The 16,846-nt window shown below is 61.4% G+C and carries 10 protein-coding genes and 3 pseudogenes; 7 read left to right on the forward strand and 6 right to left on the reverse strand.

Annotation, left to right across the window (positions count from 1 at the left end; all coding sequences use genetic code 11):
• Nucleotides 1–235: 235 nt before the first annotated feature.
• The 6 genes and pseudogenes from P0D84_RS17950 to P0D84_RS17975 all read right to left on the reverse strand — a co-directional run bounded on the left by P0D84_RS17950 (nucleotide 236) and on the right by P0D84_RS17975 (nucleotide 9,681).
• Nucleotides 236–4,682: pseudogene (locus tag P0D84_RS17950) on the reverse strand (ATP-binding protein).
• A 68-nt stretch (nucleotides 4,683–4,750) separates the two neighbouring features.
• On the reverse strand, nucleotides 4,751–5,497 hold the full coding sequence (gene aqpZ, locus P0D84_RS17955) for an aquaporin Z (RefSeq protein ID WP_408338519.1): 747 nt from the start codon (nucleotides 5,495–5,497) through the stop codon (nucleotides 4,751–4,753).
• Between the two features lie 244 nt (nucleotides 5,498–5,741).
• Nucleotides 5,742–6,386, reverse strand: coding sequence for a response regulator (locus tag P0D84_RS17960; RefSeq protein ID WP_408338521.1), 645 nt, complete (start codon nucleotides 6,384–6,386; stop codon nucleotides 5,742–5,744).
• A gap of 111 nt (nucleotides 6,387–6,497) precedes the next feature.
• A pseudogene (locus tag P0D84_RS17965) lies at nucleotides 6,498–7,190 on the reverse strand (response regulator).
• A 150-nt stretch (nucleotides 7,191–7,340) separates the two neighbouring features.
• The gene (locus P0D84_RS17970) at nucleotides 7,341–7,994 is read right to left on the reverse strand and encodes a response regulator (RefSeq protein WP_408339882.1); all 654 of its coding nucleotides are present in this window, start codon (nucleotides 7,992–7,994) and stop codon (nucleotides 7,341–7,343) included.
• 364 nt (nucleotides 7,995–8,358) lie between these two features.
• Nucleotides 8,359–9,681, reverse strand: coding sequence for an MFS transporter (locus P0D84_RS17975; protein WP_408338523.1), 1,323 nt, complete (start codon nucleotides 9,679–9,681; stop codon nucleotides 8,359–8,361).
• Between the two features lie 98 nt (nucleotides 9,682–9,779).
• Here P0D84_RS17975 and P0D84_RS17980 point away from each other — a divergent pair.
• The 7 genes and pseudogenes from P0D84_RS17980 (at nucleotide 9,780) to P0D84_RS18010 (ending at nucleotide 16,478) form a co-directional block, all read left to right on the forward strand.
• Nucleotides 9,780–10,668 (forward strand): annotated as a pseudogene (locus P0D84_RS17980) (LysR family transcriptional regulator).
• Between the two features lie 493 nt (nucleotides 10,669–11,161).
• Nucleotides 11,162–11,878 (forward strand): c-type cytochrome, encoded by a 717-nt coding sequence (locus P0D84_RS17985; protein WP_408338525.1) that lies wholly within the window; start codon nucleotides 11,162–11,164, stop codon nucleotides 11,876–11,878.
• Nucleotides 11,875–13,275, forward strand: a complete 1,401-nt coding sequence (locus P0D84_RS17990; protein ID WP_408338527.1) for a c-type cytochrome — start codon at nucleotides 11,875–11,877, stop codon at nucleotides 13,273–13,275. Before P0D84_RS17985 ends, P0D84_RS17990 begins: the two co-directional genes overlap by 4 nt.
• A gap of 30 nt (nucleotides 13,276–13,305) precedes the next feature.
• Complete coding sequence (locus P0D84_RS17995; RefSeq protein ID WP_408338529.1) at nucleotides 13,306–13,482, forward strand: hypothetical protein; 177 nt, start codon at nucleotides 13,306–13,308, stop codon at nucleotides 13,480–13,482.
• 2 nt (nucleotides 13,483–13,484) lie between these two features.
• Nucleotides 13,485–14,057, forward strand: coding sequence for a cupredoxin domain-containing protein (locus P0D84_RS18000; RefSeq protein WP_408338531.1), 573 nt, complete (start codon nucleotides 13,485–13,487; stop codon nucleotides 14,055–14,057).
• Nucleotides 14,044–15,669, forward strand: coding sequence for a b(o/a)3-type cytochrome-c oxidase subunit 1 (locus P0D84_RS18005; RefSeq protein ID WP_408338533.1), 1,626 nt, complete (start codon nucleotides 14,044–14,046; stop codon nucleotides 15,667–15,669). The genes P0D84_RS18000 and P0D84_RS18005 overlap by 14 nt, the downstream gene beginning before the upstream one ends.
• Nucleotides 15,666–16,478 (forward strand): c-type cytochrome, encoded by an 813-nt coding sequence (locus tag P0D84_RS18010; protein WP_408338535.1) that lies wholly within the window; start codon nucleotides 15,666–15,668, stop codon nucleotides 16,476–16,478. The genes P0D84_RS18005 and P0D84_RS18010 overlap by 4 nt, the downstream gene beginning before the upstream one ends.
• Nucleotides 16,479–16,846: the final 368 nt, after the last annotated feature.

The following is a 16,846-nucleotide window of genomic DNA, read 5'->3' on the forward strand; positions in this document are numbered from 1 at the left end:
CAGACGCGGTTATGCTTCCGCCTGCGAGAAGTGACTCCTTCATCGAGGGATGTCTCCAAATCTTTAACGCGGCTTCGGCCGCGTTTTTTTTCGTCCCGCTAATGTGCAGCACGGCGCCGCCTATTTCGTCCTGCTAATGCGCCGCATGGTCGCCGCCTGGATACCAATCGAGCGCGCCGATGCGATCAGCCTGGCGAGGCGCTACGGTCGCGCCTCGCCACTGTGCAAAGCAGCGTCACGCGAGCAATGCAGCCTGCTCCTCGATTCCGTCCAGCATCGCATTGCACTTGCGCGCCAGCGACAATCCGTCACTGCGCAAGCGCTCCGGCGTCTTGAGGGTGATGTCCCGACGATAGTCTTCCAACGCGTTGAGCAGCGGCGGGTACTGCAACACGCTCGCCGCCCCTGCCACACGATGATGCCACTCGCGCAAACGCTCGACCTCGACACGCTCGAGTAGCGGCGACAATGCCTGCACGTCTTCGCGCACCGACGAGACGAACGAATCGAGCAATGCTTTAACGGTCGATTCGCTCCCCCACAACTGCGTCATGTGACTCAAGTCGACCGGGACGAATGGCTCGGGAACGCCGCGTGCATCGAGCCCGGAAGCCAGCGGCGCGCTGACCGCTTCTGCCGGTGCGGCTTGCCATGCACTGTCAGTGCCGAACCAACGGCTCAGGTAGTCACGCAACGTGGCGAGCCGGGTCGGCTTGACGAGGCAGTCATCCATACCTGCGTCACGACATAGCTTCAGATCCTCCGGCGCGGTGTTCGCGGTAATTCCCAGGATCGGCAGATGGTGCGTGCCACCTTGCTCCTGCTCCCGGATGCGCCGCGCCAGTTCGTAGCCGGAGAGGTTGGGCATGTGGCAGTCTGTGATCAGACATCCGTAGCTGGTTTGTTCTAGCGCGGCCAGTGCCTCGACGCCGTCGTTCGTCACGTCGCAGGCAAAACCGAGCAAGGCCAGTTGATGACGGATCAACTCCTGATTCACCGGATGGTCTTCCGCAACCAGGATCAGCCGTCCGCTGGCAATGGCCCGTTCGCGGTCCGGCGGCACGTTGGCGCCTTCAGTCATGCGCGGCATGCCGGCGGAACGCGGCGCCACCGAAGGCAGCCCCGTCATCGCCGCGGCGCAGGCGGCGCCGAGACCGCGCCACGAGATCGGATTGACACTGACGCGCACGTTGTTGTCGAGGATGCGATAGCCGGTCGGCTTCGGTTTCTCGGTCAGGCAGAGGATCCGCGAACCGGACCCGACGCTAGCGGGCAGCACCACGTCCTCGCTCACGAAAACCATATCCATGCCTGCCAGGGCAGCGGGATCGTCGAGTTCGGTTGCGTCTGGCGACATGCGGCGCAACTCGAGCCCGAGGGCCTGACCGAAATGCATCAGCGCCTGCGCGATCCGCGCGTCCCCGGTGGCCACGACGCCGCGCTTGCCGCGCAAGCCGCTCATCGAATACTGCTGGGATTCCACAGGCATGGTGAGACATACCGTCATGCGCGTACCGACCCCAGGTTCGCTTTGCAATTCGAGGGAGCCGTTCATCAGGTCGATCAACTTACGGCAGATCGTCAGCCCCAGACCCGTACCGCCGAAGCGGCGGGTGGTAGACGACTCCGCCTGCACGAACGGCTCGAACAGCCGCGCCTGCACGTCCGGCGCTATGCCGATGCCGGTGTCTTTGACGGTCATCTCGAGAGTCTGAGCGTCGCCGGTCTGATCGACGACTGCAACTTGCACGTCGACCTCGCCCTCCGGCGTGAATTTGATGGCGTTACCAAGCAGATTAAACAGAATCTGCCGCAATCGCACGCTGTCACCACGCAGCGTAGCCGCAACATCCGGCGCGATATCCACGCGTACCTTCAGCCCTTTTTCGTGCGCGCGGCCCGCGAGCAAACCGACGGCATTGTCGACCAGTTCGCGCATGTCGATTGGTTCGGCTTCGATCGTCAGCCGCCCCGCTTCGATCTTCGAGTAATCGAGGAGGTCGTCCAGAATCTGCAGCAATGCACCCGCCGATTCGTGGATCATGCTCAGCATTTCCCCTTGATCTGCATTGAGCGGCGTGCGTTCCAGCACTTCGACGAGGCCGAGCACGCCGTTCATCGGCGTACGGATTTCGTGACTCATCATCGCGACAAATTCATCTTTCGCACGCGAGGCGGCTTCGGCTACGTCGCGCGCTCGCGCGAGTTCTTCGGACCGCGCGTGCTCTACACTCGCGTCCACCCAATAGCCGCTCCACACTACGCTGCCATCCTCCTCGCGGCGCGGCACCAACTCCGCGCGCGCCCACTTCAGTTCACGCTCGACGTCGAAGCGAAACTCCATGTTCACCGGTGTTTCGCAACGCGCTGATTGCTCCAGTTCGGCCAGCACGAAAGGTCGGTCCTCTTCCCACACGCGTCTGAAATCGATCTCTTCGCGACTCATCGACGAAGCGCCGTCGCCACCCAGCAGATGCCGCGTGTCGCCGCCGATATACGGAAACGAATACGCACCGTCCGCAGTGCGGCGCAATTGAAATACGACGGCTGGCAGTGAGCGTGTTACGTCGAAAAGGCGCCGCTCGGTTTCGCGTGCGAGCATTTCAGCACGCCGGATATTGGTAATGTCGACCATCGTTCCCAGCACACAGCTCGGCTTGCCGTCACTGCCATGACAGATCCGTGTCCAGAACAAGCCGTGCCGCGGGTCGCCCGTGCCGCGGGTCGCCCGTGCCACGTTCAAACTGGAGTTCCGCCTGAGCGGGTTCGCCGTCTATCAGCATCTTGCGTGTGAGTTCGTCCAGAACGCGGCTGTTGGTTTCGCCCCATGTCTGAATGTCCATGGCCGTGCGTCCGATCACCGATTCGCGGAGCAACCCACACGCTTCTTCATACGCCCGGTTGATCGCGATGTAGCGTCCATCCAGATCCTTGGCGACGAGCGGATAGGGGACCATCTCCATCATGGTTTCCTGGAAATTCAGCTGTGACGCCAGCTCGCGTTCGGTCTGTTTGCGCAGCCTCACCTCGCGCTGCAACAGCACATAGGCGCGCAGCGTGACCAGCAATACGAGACCGATACCGATCAGCAATGGCAGAAGGCGCAGTGCGGTCACGCTCCATGTGCCCGGATCTCCCGCACTGCCGGTCACCCACTTCTGGCGGATGCGCTGCTTCTCGGCGGGCGGCATAGCCAGCAACGCACGGTCGATCAAACCGGCGAGCGGCGCCAGATCAGGGCGCACCGCGAAGCCGAGCGAGTCGGATTCGCCGACCGTACCGAGGATCTTGAGCACACCGGCGTAACGTTGCTTCAGCAGGATATCGACGGCGGCTACGTTGCCAACCAGTACGTCTGCCTGGCCGTTCTCGACCATCTTGAGCGCGTCGTCCAGACTGGGCGCGACAGTGATGTTGGCAGTCGGAATCTTGTCGATCGCAAACGGAATCGAGCCGGCGATATGCGACGAGACCACAATGCGGCGCGAGGCGAAATCATTGAGCGCGCGCGCGGCAGGTTCGTTTTCGCGTCCGACGATCACAAGCGGATAGCTTTCGTATGCACGGCTGTGCAACGCGTTCTTCAGACGTGGGTCGTTACTGGAGGAGGTGGCCAGAATCGCCAGATCGCCGCGCTGGAAAGCTTCAAGGGTCGCGGGCCAGTCTGCGGTGTGGGCCCGGTCGAATACGACGCCCAGCGCACGACTCAAATAGTTCAGATATTCGGCGGCAATGCCCGCGGGATGGCCGGAATCGTCGACATAACTGAAAGGCGGCCAGCCGGTATCGAAACCCACCTGCAACGGCGGTAGCGAACGAAGCCAGGCCTGCTCTTCCGGAGTCAGCACGAGGCGTCGTGCAGCGGACGCAGCTTGTGCGTCGAAGCTGCCGGATAGCCAACGCACGCGGATCGCCGTGTCGTCGGCCGGATTCATCGAGGCGAGCGCGCGATCGAGCTGGTCGCGCAACGCCACCCTGTTGCGCGGTACGGCAAAACGCAAGTCAGCGATCCTGCCGCTTTCCTCGAAAGCGACTCGCAGTCCACGGAATTCCTCGGTGGCGAGCGCGTATTGAACGGCAGGCGTAAAACCGACATAGGCGTCGGCATCGCCGCGCGCAACCGCATCGAGCGCCGCATGCGTACTTGCGAAGGTTTCGAGCTGAGTGCGAGGAAAGCGCTCGCGCAACGAGCGCTCCAGCGCAAACCCTTTCTCCACCGCGAGGCGCGCGCCGACAAGCTGAGCGGCGCTGGCGTAGACATCGCCGTCCCGGCGGACCGCCACCGACGACGACGCACGAAAATACGGCGAGGTGAAGCTCAAGCAGCGCTCCCGCTCTATCGTACGCGCGAGGCTCATGACCAGATCGACATGGCCGGCGCACGCCGCGGCCAGCAATTGCGGCATGTCCGGATACGCCTTCGACTCGATCACGACGTTCGGCCCAACCAGTGCACGCAGATAGTCTCCGCTCAAGCCGGTTAGTTGACCGTCCTGAAGCCCGTCAAAAGGCATCCAACCGTTAGCCAGAACGCCAACGGTCAACGTGGCAGGAAAGGCGCCGCCGACCGACAGATGCGATTGACCGGTGAACGGCTGGGCGACTGCCGCCTGCATCTGCGTGACGGCAAACAGGAAGACTGCAAGCAGGCACTGCGATACGCGTCGCAGCACCTGCCTCATCATGACACTGCGCACGCCACCGCGCCGGAGTTTGCTAGAGAGCATCATGACATGACACCGGGCGGCGCTCACGCGACCTCGCCCTGCCCGTGAGCGACCGCCGTGGCATGCGGACCGGACTTGCCGCACAGAAATGAAAACAGCGCACCGGCGACGACGCCACCCAGCAACGGCGCCGCCCAGAACAACCAGAGCTGATCGAGCGCCCAGTCGCCGACGAACAATGCCTGACCGGTGGAGCGAGCGGGATTGATCGAGCCGTTGGTCACCGGAATCGACACCATGTACGCGATCGTCAGACACGCGCCCGCGACCAGCGGCGCGAGCGGCCGCAACCTCCGCTGGCGGGTCATCATGAGACTCGCCATGACGAAAGCGAACGACAGCGCAAGTTCGACGACCAGCGCAGAGTGAAGTTGATAGTCGGCCGGAGAATGGTCGCCAAAACCGTTCGCCGCAAATTCGCTCGCGCCCAGCTCGAAGCTCGGGCGGCCGCTCGCCACGTAAGCGAGCAGCGCCGCGGCTGCGATGGCCCCGAGGATCTGGGCGGCAATGTAGGGCAGCAGATCCCGAACCGGGAAACCTTGCGCGACCGTAAACCCGATTGTCACAGCCGGATTGAAGTGCGCGCCGGAGATAGCGCCGAATGCGTAGCTCGCCGTGACGAGCGCAAGACCGAACGCGAGTGATACCTCGAGCACGCCGTAGCCCTGCTGAGCCGCGCCAGTGTTCAATACAATGCTGCCGCAGCCGATGAACACCACCCACGCCGTCCCGACCCCCTCGACTAATAACCGCTTGCCCAGCGCTACCATTCCGCCTCCCAGTACTTGTGCAAATGGCAGACGGCGCCGCGCTCCAGCCGCGAGACATCTGCCTGAATTTCCCAGGCTCGGCAGTGCACAGCATGGCGAAATGACTGCTTTCTTCATGCGGGTGTTGGAAGTCGAGCCTCAGCTAATTCAGAACTATGAAACGGGAACGTCCCCCAACCAATCAGAAGACTCCTAAAGTCCTAAGAACCATCGGCTGTCGAGATCTGGTTCTCTCACACGCCTGTCAGGCCAACCCTATCTGTCTCGCGTAGTCGATGAGGTCGTTTTCTGTCTCGAGACCGAGTTTGCGCATCGCGCTTCGCTTTTGCGTGCTGATGGTCTTGCCGCTGCGTTGCAGACGCGCAGCGATTTCGTGGACTGCCAGACCTCGCACGTAGAGCTGGAAGACCTCCCATTCGCGCGCGCTCAGCACGCCCGCGCGCGGCTGCGGCGGCGCGTCGGAGGTGTCTATAGCGACGCGTGCCTGATCCGATAGGTAAACACCGCCGGCAACCGCAGCCTCGATCGCTTCGATCAACGCCGTGGCGGTATCGCGCTTGTCGACGATTGCGGCCACACCGAGGTGCAACAATCCAGAAAGCATGTGCGCATGACAGATCATCGTCAGGACGACGACATAGGGATGCGGCCGAGCCCGGAACAGGCGGCGCAGGAAAGACACGACGTTGCTGGCTCCGTCAATGCCCGGCATGCCGATATCCGATACGACAACGTCGCACGCATGAGTGTCTAGCAGTTCGGCAAGCGTTCGGGTATCGGGCGCCTCACCGACTATCTCGATGTGGGGTGCCGCTTGCAGCAGGCGCATCACGCCAACGCGGACGCAGTCGTGGTCGTCGGCCACGATGACGCGGATTTTTTGTGGCATTTTTTTGTTGTCTTATTGACTGGCACTCCCCGCACGCGACGTGCATCCCCAGGGGTGCCAAGTGCTTCTTCTATTCGCCACGCCACCGGACCGGCGCGACGTCTTGTCGGCTCAGCGCCGGTTTTGCACGCAATCTTCGGAGATCACGCCGTGCTCGACGGCGAAGCGGAACAGTTCCGCGTCGCTGTGCAAGGCAAGCTTGCGCATCGCGGTACATTTCTGCGCACTGATTGTCTTGACACTGCGCCCAAGGCGCGCGGCGATCTCGGTTACACCAAGCCCGGAAGCATATTGCGTGAACACTTCCAATTCGCGGCGTGACAACATGTTCCGGACAAAATCGAGCCGCTGCGCGACCGTTGCTTCGGTAATCAGTGATCGCACCGCCGGCCCCATGTAGCATTCACGTGCCAGTGCCGTGACGACTGCCACATGAATCAGATCGATCCGGTCACGCTTGCTGATCAGCCCATCGACACCTAGCGCGATGACCTTTTTCAGCGCGGCAGCTTCGGTTTCCATGGTGAGCACGACAAGTGCGATGTGGGGATAGCGTGTCTTGAATCGCCTGATGGTTTCCAGTCCGTCGCCTTAGAAGCCTCCCGGCATGTAGAGGTCCATGAGAACGAGGTCACATGGAATACGATCGACTTCCTTGAAAAGCTCTGTGGCGTCGGCAGCGCGACCGACGATTTGCATATTCGGATAGCCCGCCATCAAATTCTCGATCGCCAACAGAACCAATGGATGATCGTCCGCGATGATGGTTCGAACTGGTGTGCTTAAGTCGGCGTTGTCGTTCATCGTCTTTTTCTCCCCCGTACCTGAATTACCCGTCGCTCTCTCCGGAACAACTGGCCCTGTCGCGATCATTAAACATATTTTGGAGAATAGACATAAGATCGCTCTGAAATAGCTCAATGCGCTCATGCCGATAATGATTAGGTATACGATTTAACCTTCACAAACTCCATATGCACGGACATAAGCAAAGAGACCGGGATCGTTGGTAACGCCCAGTTTCGCCATGGCTTCGCGCTTTTGACGGCTAACGGTTCGGCGATGACATCCGAGCGTTACCGCGATCTCCGAGATCGATTGACCACGTACGGACATTCTGACGACTTCCACCTGTCTGCGGGACAAACGTGAAACCGGCGGCGGATCGCACGCTTCGTCCTGAGGCCGGGCGAGCGCTTCAATGATGGAACGGCCAACGTAAATTTCTCCCTTTCCACTCGCCTCGATCGCTTGCCACAGTTCGTCCATGGTTTCCATTTTGCTGAGCGTACTGACCACACCATCCGACACGATGGCACGCAGAATCGCCGTGTTCGTCAGAGCTGTCATCACGACGATGCGCAACAATGGCCAGGCACACCGGATTCGCCTGACAAGGTCCAGGCCATCTTCAACCGCACCCGATGCCTCCGGCATCGTCAGGTCGGTGACGAGCACGTCGCATGGTGTGCTTTGCAACAATTGGATCAACGAAGTCGGCGTCGCCGCTTCGCCGACAATGGTGACACCGGCATGCATTTCCAGCGCGGCGCGAACGCCAAGCAGAACGAAAGGATGATCGTCCGCCAGAATGACTCGAAGGTTCACTATGATTTCTCTCTGATGTTGTAGGATTATTCGGCGAATGCGCAGGAGAAATACCACTCGGATTACACCTGCTTTGACGGCCTCCTGACTTGGAATAACGTGCCAGGGGCGGCCATAAAAACACCGCTACAACGATGCGGAAATCGGAGGGTTCCTAAACCCGCACAGAATTTGATAGCTCATCGCGGCGCTATCAAAATGGGAACCCATGATTATGCGAATCGAATACGCGAGAGCGTTTTATCTCGCGGTTAATTCCCGGCTGAAAAGCAATGCAGCGACGCGAGCGCGTACTGCCGCTCCCATCGCATGGAAAACAACGAATGAAGCCGGTAGCGTCAGGCCACCCGCTTTAGTTGCCCCGTCATGCGGCATCGCACGCGCGTGCCGCTGTCAGCTTGCTAGCGCGAGCCGCGCGCGGCAATACCGGTAGTGCGATCAATGCGCACACACTGGCTACCGCCCACACCATCGGCCACGAGCCCACCGACAACAACGGCGGAATCGTGAGCGGCGTCAGAAACAGCGTGAGAAAGACGCAGGTGTTACCCATCGCGAGTGCGGTACCCGCGCGACTCGTTCCTGCAAGCGTCGCGAGTTCCGTGAAGGCAACGCCGTGCCACGCGGACCCGCTGATACCGCCCAGCACGATCACCAGTGCGAATACCGCCGTCAGCGCCGCGTGGTGCATACCGGCGAGGCCCGTCACCAAGGCGAGCAATGCGAACAACACTGCCGTCAGCACGCTGCAGGCGCGCATGTACGCGCGTCGATTGCCGCGCCGGTCGGTCCACGCCCCGCTCCAGACCCGCGCAATCGCAGCGCCCGTTTGCACCGCTGCCATCGTCACACTGATCGCGAGCACGCCGGCAGCGCCGAAGTCGTGAAGAAACACAGTTCCGAACGTCACGACCGCAATCTGCGGCACGCACAATGCGCCGGCGCCGAGCGCCACTCGCCAGATGCCCATATCGCGTAACGGCGAAACCTTCGGCGGCATGGCAGCCCCAGCCGCAGTCGCCGTATGGCGAGCCGTACCCGCGCCGCTCCCTTCGGCATGCGACGGTTCGTGCAGCCAGCACCAGGCGAACCCCGCGGTAATCGCGCACGCAAGGGCCAGCACGGTGTACACGCTGGCAAACCCGAATCTCGAGGCGAGCACCGGCAAGATCAACGCCCCCAGGCCACCGCCGGCCGGCACTGCGGTCTGACGAATGCTCATCGCGAGGCCGCGCTCACCTTCGCGAAACCAGGCCATCACCGCGCGGCCACTCGAACCATTGACGCTGCCGCCGAGCAGACCAACCAGCAACAGGCCGAACGCGAGCGTGGCCATGTTCGGCACATGCGCGCCGGACGGCACCACGAACAATGCCAGCCCGGCCAGCGCGGCGGCAGTCGAAAGAAGTCCGATCAGCAGCACGCGGCGGTCGCCCCACCGGTCGGTCAGGAGTCCCCATGGCAACTCGCTGACCGCAATGCCCAAACCGAGCATGCCCAGCACCAACCCCAGTCCATCGTTGCCGAGGTGATAGCCCGAACGCAAAAACACGGCCGTAGTCGGAATCCCCGAGAAAGCTGCCGAAAAACTTGCGTTCGCCGCGAAGCCGACGCCCAGCACTTTCCACCGATGATTTGCCGCACGCCCTCCCGGCACTGGGCCGGCGGCAATCGATTCGTTTCCCATGACAGTCTCTGCAATGAATGAATTGGAGGTATCCCACGGCTGGACCAACCATCGGAAAAGCCGGAAATTCAGATGACTTCCATCGGAAATACCGAATCATGAGCCAACGTGGATTCGACCTGACACAGTTGCGCACCTTTGTCGCCGTCGCCGAATCGGGCAGCGTCTCGGCGGGCGCGGAGCGGGTGTTTCTATCGCAGTCGTCGGTGAGCGAGCAGTTGAAGAAACTCGAGGAACGCGCCGGCCAGCCGCTCTTCGTACGCAGCAAGCAAGGCGTGTCGGCCACGCCGGCCGGTAGGCCGCCTGCTCGATCACGCGCGGCGCATCATCGCCATGAGCGAAGCGGCGTTCGAAGACCTGCAAGGCCGTTCGCTCGACGGTGAACTGCGTATCGCCATCACGGACTACTACCGTCCGCTCGACATCGCACGCATTCTCAAGACGTTTTCGGAACAACACCCGCGCCTGAAGCTGCACGTCACCGTGCTGCCAAGCGCCGTGATCGACAGCAGCGCCGGCGACGATGCGTCGTACGACATCGGCCTCTCATTGCGACTCGTTACCGGGAACACGCGCGCCCCTGGCCGCCGCGCCGGTGCACAGAGCACGGTGGTGCGGCGCGAGAGACTGCTGTGGGTCTGTGCAGCCGATGCCAGTCCGCGGCCGGCCACGCCCTATCCGCTGGTTTTACTGCCTTCGAGTTGCCAGTTGCAGCGCTTCGTCGTGAAGCTTCTGGACGAGCACAAGGTGCCGTATCTAGTATCGCATTCGGCCTCCGGGGTAGCCGGGCTGCAACTCGCATTGAAGGCCGGGTTGGGGATTTCATGTCTGAACGAATCGTCGATTGGCGGAGGCGTGGTGGCCTGTCCGCCGAGCGTCGGCTTGCCCGCACTGCCTGCCGTCGAGTTTCATCTATTGCCGGGACGGGCCGGCGAAAGCGAACGCGTCAGCAACGCACGCATCGCGTTGATGCGTCTTTTCAGTTAGCGTGCGGCGCGTCGATGTACGCACAGCGAGCCGCGAATCGCAATAGAAACGGAGAGCGGCGCGTCGATCGCATTCGCCGATCCGCCGAGCACTTAAACCACATTCAGAATAAATATTGAAAGCGCTCTAATCGACGCCTATGCTGATCGAGTAAGGCGCCCGCTTGGCCTACCAATTTTGATTGACTCATGGGATAAATTCCTGCAACCTGATACTCATTAGACAGACGTATCACCATCATTAATGCAGCCCGAAACGCGCCGCCCACCGCGCATTCAGGCAGATCATTGTTTTATAGAGCAATCGCGTCGCCGTATCGATTCAACACTGCGCCTCCTTAATAAGTCCGTTTCGATTTGCTGTTCATGCAGTCGTTATAAAAGAAAAAGTAACAGGCGTGTCGTGCATCGCTCATCGAATTCATAAGCGAATTCATGCGCGAATGCGTGATAAATAAATAGCGAAAAGAACCGTTCCCCCGACGAGGCCTGGCGTGCATCGTAGAACTATCGGATTTTCGATCCTGTTGATGTTTTACGTCGTGTGGCGTGGCGCGGCGTTCGCCGCCACTGACGCATCGGGCGCGATGCCCTCGGCCATGGACGAGCGCGTGCGCGCCTGCACCTCGTGTCATGGCGTGCAAGGCCAAGGCCTGAACAACGACTACTTCCCCCGCATCGCCGGCAAACCGGCCGACTATCTGTTCAATCAGTTGACCGCGTTCCGTGACGGTGGCCGCACCTATCCGCCGATGGGTTATCTGCTCGCCTTTCTCCCCGACGACTATCTGCGCAAGATCAGCCAGTACTTCGCCGACCTGCAACCGCCCTACCCCAATGCCGATCACAGCGACGTCGCGCCGGCGGTGCTTGCAGCCGGACAACGGCTCGTCACCCAAGGCGACCCGGCACGCAAGATCCCCGCGTGCATCGCATGTCACGGAGCGCGCATGACGGGTACGCAACCTGGCATTCCGGGCCTGCTCGGTCTGCATGCGAGCTACATCGCCGGGCAGATGGGCACATGGCGCTCGGGCACACGTCACGCGCTTGCGCCGGACTGCATGCATTCGATCGCCGTCAAGCTAACCGATAAGGACATCACCGCGGTATCGAGCTGGCTCGCGCGCCAGCCGCGCCCCGCCGATCCGCGGCCCGCGCCGGCATCCGCTGAACGGCTGCCTCTCGCATGCGGGAGCCAACCGCAATGAAGCCGACCCTTCGCCCGATCCGTTCAGTTTCTTATGCGATGACGAAGCGCCGTCGCACCGCTGCATCGCTCGTCTGCGGCTTGCTGGTTGCGAGCCTGATCGTCGCCGGCAGCGCCGCGGTTCCCGGCGCATCGCGCGCGTTGCTGATCACGGAAGCACGCGCCGCTGAAGCCGTGCCTGCCGCCACGACAACGGCGCCGACAAAGACCGCAGCGGCCACTGGCGACAAAGCCGACACCCGCCCCGACATCGTCAAGCGCGGCGAGTATCTGGCGCGCGCCGGCGACTGCGTCGCCTGCCATACCGCGCCGCGCGGCAAGCTGTTCGCCGGCGGCCTCGCGATGGATACGCCGTTCGGCACGCTATATTCGCCGAACATCACACCGGATGCGCAATACGGCATCGGCACGTGGAGCGAGGACGCATTCTTCAAAATGATGCGCACCGGCCGCACGCCGGACGGCACCCTACTCTACCCCGCGATGCCGATCGCCCAGTACACCAAAGTCACGCGTGAAGACTCGGACGCGATCTTCGCGTATCTGAAGTCCGTGACACCGGTGCGCGAGCCGAACCACAAACACACGCTGCGCTTCCCGTTCAACCAGCGCAAGCTGCTGTACGGTTGGCGCACCCTGTATTTCCGCGAAGGCGAGTTCCAGCCCGACCCGACCAAATCCGTCGAATGGAATCGCGGCGCGTATCTCGTCGATGGACTCGGGCACTGCACGATGTGCCACACCAAGATCAACATGCTCGGCGGCTCGTCGCAAAGCGAGCAGTTCGCCGGCGGTCTGATTCCGGTGCAGAACTGGTACGCGCCGTCGCTCACGTCCGACAAGGACGGCGGTCTCGGCGACTGGAGCATCAAGGACATCGTCGACCTGCTGCAAGCGGGCATTTCCGATCGCGGTGCCGTGTACGGGCCGATGGCCGAAGTCACCTACCACAGCCTTCAATACATGACGGAAGCGGACGTCAAGGCGATGGCCCTCTATCTGAAGACACTGCCGGACAATCGCGGCCGCAAGTCGGGGCCGTCCGCGCCGACCAACACCAACGTGTTCGCGCTCGGCGAAAAGATCTACGCCGACAAGTGCGCGCTATGCCACGGCGCCAAGGGCGAAGGCCAGTTACAGCACTACCCTCCGCTCGCCGGCAACCAGTCGATCGAAATGGACTCCGCGGTCAACCCGATTCGCATCGTGCTCAATGGCGGCTTCCCGCCCGGCACCATGCGCAATCCCGAGCCGTACGGCATGCCGCCCTTCGGGCAAGAGTTGAACGATACCGATGCCGCCGCCGTCGTCACGTATATCCGCACTGCGTGGGGCAACCACGGCCAACCGGTGACGTCCCGCGAGGTCAACGAGTTGCGCAAAGCACCACTGCATTGAACCTGAACCGCTGCACTGGAGAATCTCTAGATGGAAGCGAACGATACCCGCAGAGCGGCCCCGCCCACGGATGAAGAAGTGGAACGCGTCGTCGCGGCCGGCCCGCATGGCGCGATCGCCGTGGCCGGCGTCGCCACGCTGATCGTCATGGCGATCTGGTTCGGCTTCTACTTTCTTGTCTTTCTGCCGCGCGGCGTCATCCACTGACTATGTCGACTGATTCCAATCACCAACCGGGCAGCGGCCACCAAGTCGCCTTACGCGCCGAGCGCCGCTGGGCGATTTTCTCCACAGCGCTGATCGTGCTGATGCTCGCCGTCATCGTGTTCTCGGGACTGCACTGGGCGATGATGCCGCCGTCGCGCGTCGAGACAATCGATCCTTCGCGCCTGCAACTGTCCGGCGAATTTGTCGAAGACAATCTGGGCAGCGCCGTGGAGCCGGATGGCTCGGTGGTCGTGCGCTTCATTGCGCAGCAGTATTCGTTTACGCCGCAATGTCTGCTGGTGCCCGCCGACACGCCGATCACGATCCGCACCACCAGCGCCGATGTCGTGCACGGCCTGCTCGTGACCGACACCAACATCAACACGATGGTCGTGCCGGGCTACGTCGCGACGTTGAACACACGCTTCGACAAACCCGCCGATCACACCATGCCGTGTCACGAGTTCTGCGGCTTCGGTCACCAGACCATGTGGGCTCACGTCAAGGTCATCGACAAAGCCACGTTCTTCGAGCAAGCCCGACAATCACGGAGACTCAGCTGTGTTTCACGCTAAGCGACTCGTTCTCGCGCATTTCTGGCTCGCCTTCATCGCGTTTCTGATCGCACTGCTGCTCGGTGCCTGGCAGATGTTGGTGCGTAGCCCATTGGTGCCGTGGGTCGGCGACCCCGAGCTCTACTATCGATCCGTGACCGCGCATGGCTCGGTGATGGCTTATGTGTTGCCCACACTGGTTTCGATGGGCTTCGGCTACGCGATCGTCGAACTTGCGCTCGCGCAGCGGCTCGTCGGTCTGAAATGGGCGTGGGCCGCGTTCATCATGCTGGCGGTGGGCGCGGTGATGGCGATGGTTCCGGTCGCGCTCGGCAAGGCCTCGGTGCTCTACACGTTCTATCCACCGATGATCGGCAGCCCGTTCTATTACCTCGGTGTGGTGCTGGTGGTGGTCGGCTCGTGGATCTGGGTCGCGCTGATGCATGTGAATCTGCGTGTGTGGAAGCGCGCCAATCCCGGCAAGCCCATCCCGCTCGCGATGTTCGCCAACGTGGCGGGCGCATATCTGTGGGCGTGGACCGCGATCGGCGCGGCGCTCGAAATCCTGTTCCAGATCTTGCCGGTTGCCTTCGGTCTGACCAACACGATCGACGCAGGTCTCTCGCGCATTCTGTTCTCGTGGACGCTGCATGCGATTGTCTACTTCTGGCTGATTCCGGCTTATATCGCGTACTACACGTTGGTGCCGCGTGCGATCGGCGGACGACTCTATAGCGATTCGATGGCGCGCGTGTCGTTCATTCTGTTCCTCGTGTTCGCGATGCCGATCGGCATTCACCATCTGTTCGCCGATCCGCAGGTCGGTTCGGGCTTCAAGTTCCTGCATGCGGTGTTCACCGGCATGGTGTCGGTGCCGACGCTGCTGACGGTGTTCACGATTTGCGCGTCGGTGGAGATCGCAGGCAGGCTGCGGGGCGGCAAAGGCGCGTTCGGGTGGCTAACTGCATTGCCCTGGCAGAACCCGATGATGCTGGTGATCGCGTTTTCGTTCGTGATGCTCGGTCTTGGCGGTGCGGGCGGCCTGATCAACATGAGCTACCAGTTGAACTCGACTATTCACAATACGCAGTGGGTGACGGGGCACTTCCATCTGATTTTCGGCGGGGCGATCGTCATCATGTACTTCGCGATTGCGTACGAGCTGTGGCCGCAATTGACCGGCCGCGCGATTGCGTCGGTGAAGCTGGTGCGGACGCAACTGTGGCTGTGGTTCATCGGCATGATGGTGGTGACGCTGCCGTGGCACTACGTCGGCTTGCTCGGTGCGCCGCGCCGTATGGCGTATTACGACTACAACACGCCAGGGATGGAATCGCAGGCGTTCTGGGTGGGCATGTCGGCGGTGGGTGGATTGATTCTGGTGGTGTCCGGCGTGCTGTTCATTTACATCCTCGCGAAGTCGCAGTTCGGGCCTGAGGTCCAGCAACAGAGTTTCCGCTTTGCGAGCGCGGTGCAGCCGGTGGAGCGTGTGCCCGCCGCGCTCAATAGTTTTGGCTTGTGGGTGGCGTTGATGATCGGGCTGACGGTCGTCAACTACAGTGTGCCGATCGTTCAGCTGCTCAGATTGCCGCAGACGTCGGTGCCGGCAGTTGTCGTCGGAGCGCAGCGATGAGTCAGGAACGCGTCTTTAGCTTGCGCAACCCGTGGTTCACGGTGAGCTTGGGCGGCACGATTGCGATTGCTGTTGTGGCGATATTGATTGGGTTCATCTGGTTGCCATCGGCGAATAGTTCGTTCAGCGAGCGTGGTTTATGGGCGACGATTTGCAGCGCCGCGGGCGTGCCGTCGAGTTGGTACGGCGGCGGTGCCAATATCGCTGGCCCGGCGCCGAGTGAGGTCGTGGTTTTGCCGCCTTTGCGGCGCGCGCAGGCCGACGCGAATTCGATTGGCCGTGGCGCGACGATCGCGACGCAGAATTGTTCGATGTGTCATGGCGTGCTGGGCACGGTGCAGGTGACAGCGCCTGCGTTGGCCGGGCAGTATGCCGACGTGGTCTATAAAGAGTTGCGCGACTATCAGAACGGCGTGCGGCAGAACGCGATCATGCAGCCGATCATTGCGGCTCGTAGTGATCAGGATCTGCATGATCTGGCGGCTTATTATGCTTCGCTGCCGAGGGCGCCGGCGGCTGAGGTTTTGCCGACTGGCGCGGGGCCGGACGCTAACGCTGTGAAACTTGCGATGCAGGGTGATCCGCAGCGGAATATTGCGCCTTGTGCGGCTTGTCATGGACAGTTGGATCGTAAGGGGGCCGCACCTTGGCTTGGTGGGCAGTCTTCTATTTATCTCGCTGCGCAGATGCGGGCGTTTGCTTCTGGTGCCCGGCATAACGATATCAATGAGCAGATGCGGAATGTGGCGAGGCAGATGACTCCGGCTGAGATTGATAGTGTTGCCAGGTATTATGCGGGGATACGGTGAGATGAGCAGCGATAGCTATCGTGATGCGCACGCTCACCTTGAACAATAGGATTTGCTACGGCGTACAAGACCGTGCCTGAAAAAGCTACGTTCTTGCGAACGGTGCATTAAGAGTAGCGCTCCACGGCTCGCCAATCGGCGGGCCATATTTTTTGTCGGCAGACCACGGCGCCTTCGCTTCGCCGAGGCCATTGATTCAGCAAGTTTGTAAAGGTGTGTAGAGGAACCACCCTTTTCAGAAAGCTCCTATTCCGGCTATCACCCCCCATTGATTTAGTGTCGTCTTGTTATTACGAATTTCCAACGACGCATTACAAATAAGGGAGATGCATGAGAATAAATGGTTCTTCTCATGTGCCGAGGAACAA

Source organism: Paraburkholderia sp. RL17-337-BIB-A (genome assembly GCF_046025895.1).
GTDB classification, from domain to species: domain Bacteria; phylum Pseudomonadota; class Gammaproteobacteria; order Burkholderiales; family Burkholderiaceae; genus Paraburkholderia; species Paraburkholderia fungorum_C.

Coding starts and splice junctions, on each gene's coding strand:
- aqpZ (WP_408338519.1), bottom strand. CDS start 5,497: ATGGTAGCGCTGGGCAAGCGGTTATTAGTCGAGGGGGTCGGGACGGCG.
- P0D84_RS17960 (WP_408338521.1), bottom strand. CDS start 6,386: ATGCCACAAAAAATCCGCGTCATCGTGGCCGACGACCACGACTGCGTC.
- P0D84_RS17975 (WP_408338523.1), bottom strand. CDS start 9,681: ATGGGAAACGAATCGATTGCCGCCGGCCCAGTGCCGGGAGGGCGTGCG.
- P0D84_RS17990 (WP_408338527.1), top strand. CDS start 11,875: ATGAAGCCGACCCTTCGCCCGATCCGTTCAGTTTCTTATGCGATGACG.
- P0D84_RS17995 (WP_408338529.1), top strand. CDS start 13,306: ATGGAAGCGAACGATACCCGCAGAGCGGCCCCGCCCACGGATGAAGAA.
- P0D84_RS18000 (WP_408338531.1), top strand. CDS start 13,485: ATGTCGACTGATTCCAATCACCAACCGGGCAGCGGCCACCAAGTCGCC.
- P0D84_RS18010 (WP_408338535.1), top strand. CDS start 15,666: ATGAGTCAGGAACGCGTCTTTAGCTTGCGCAACCCGTGGTTCACGGTG.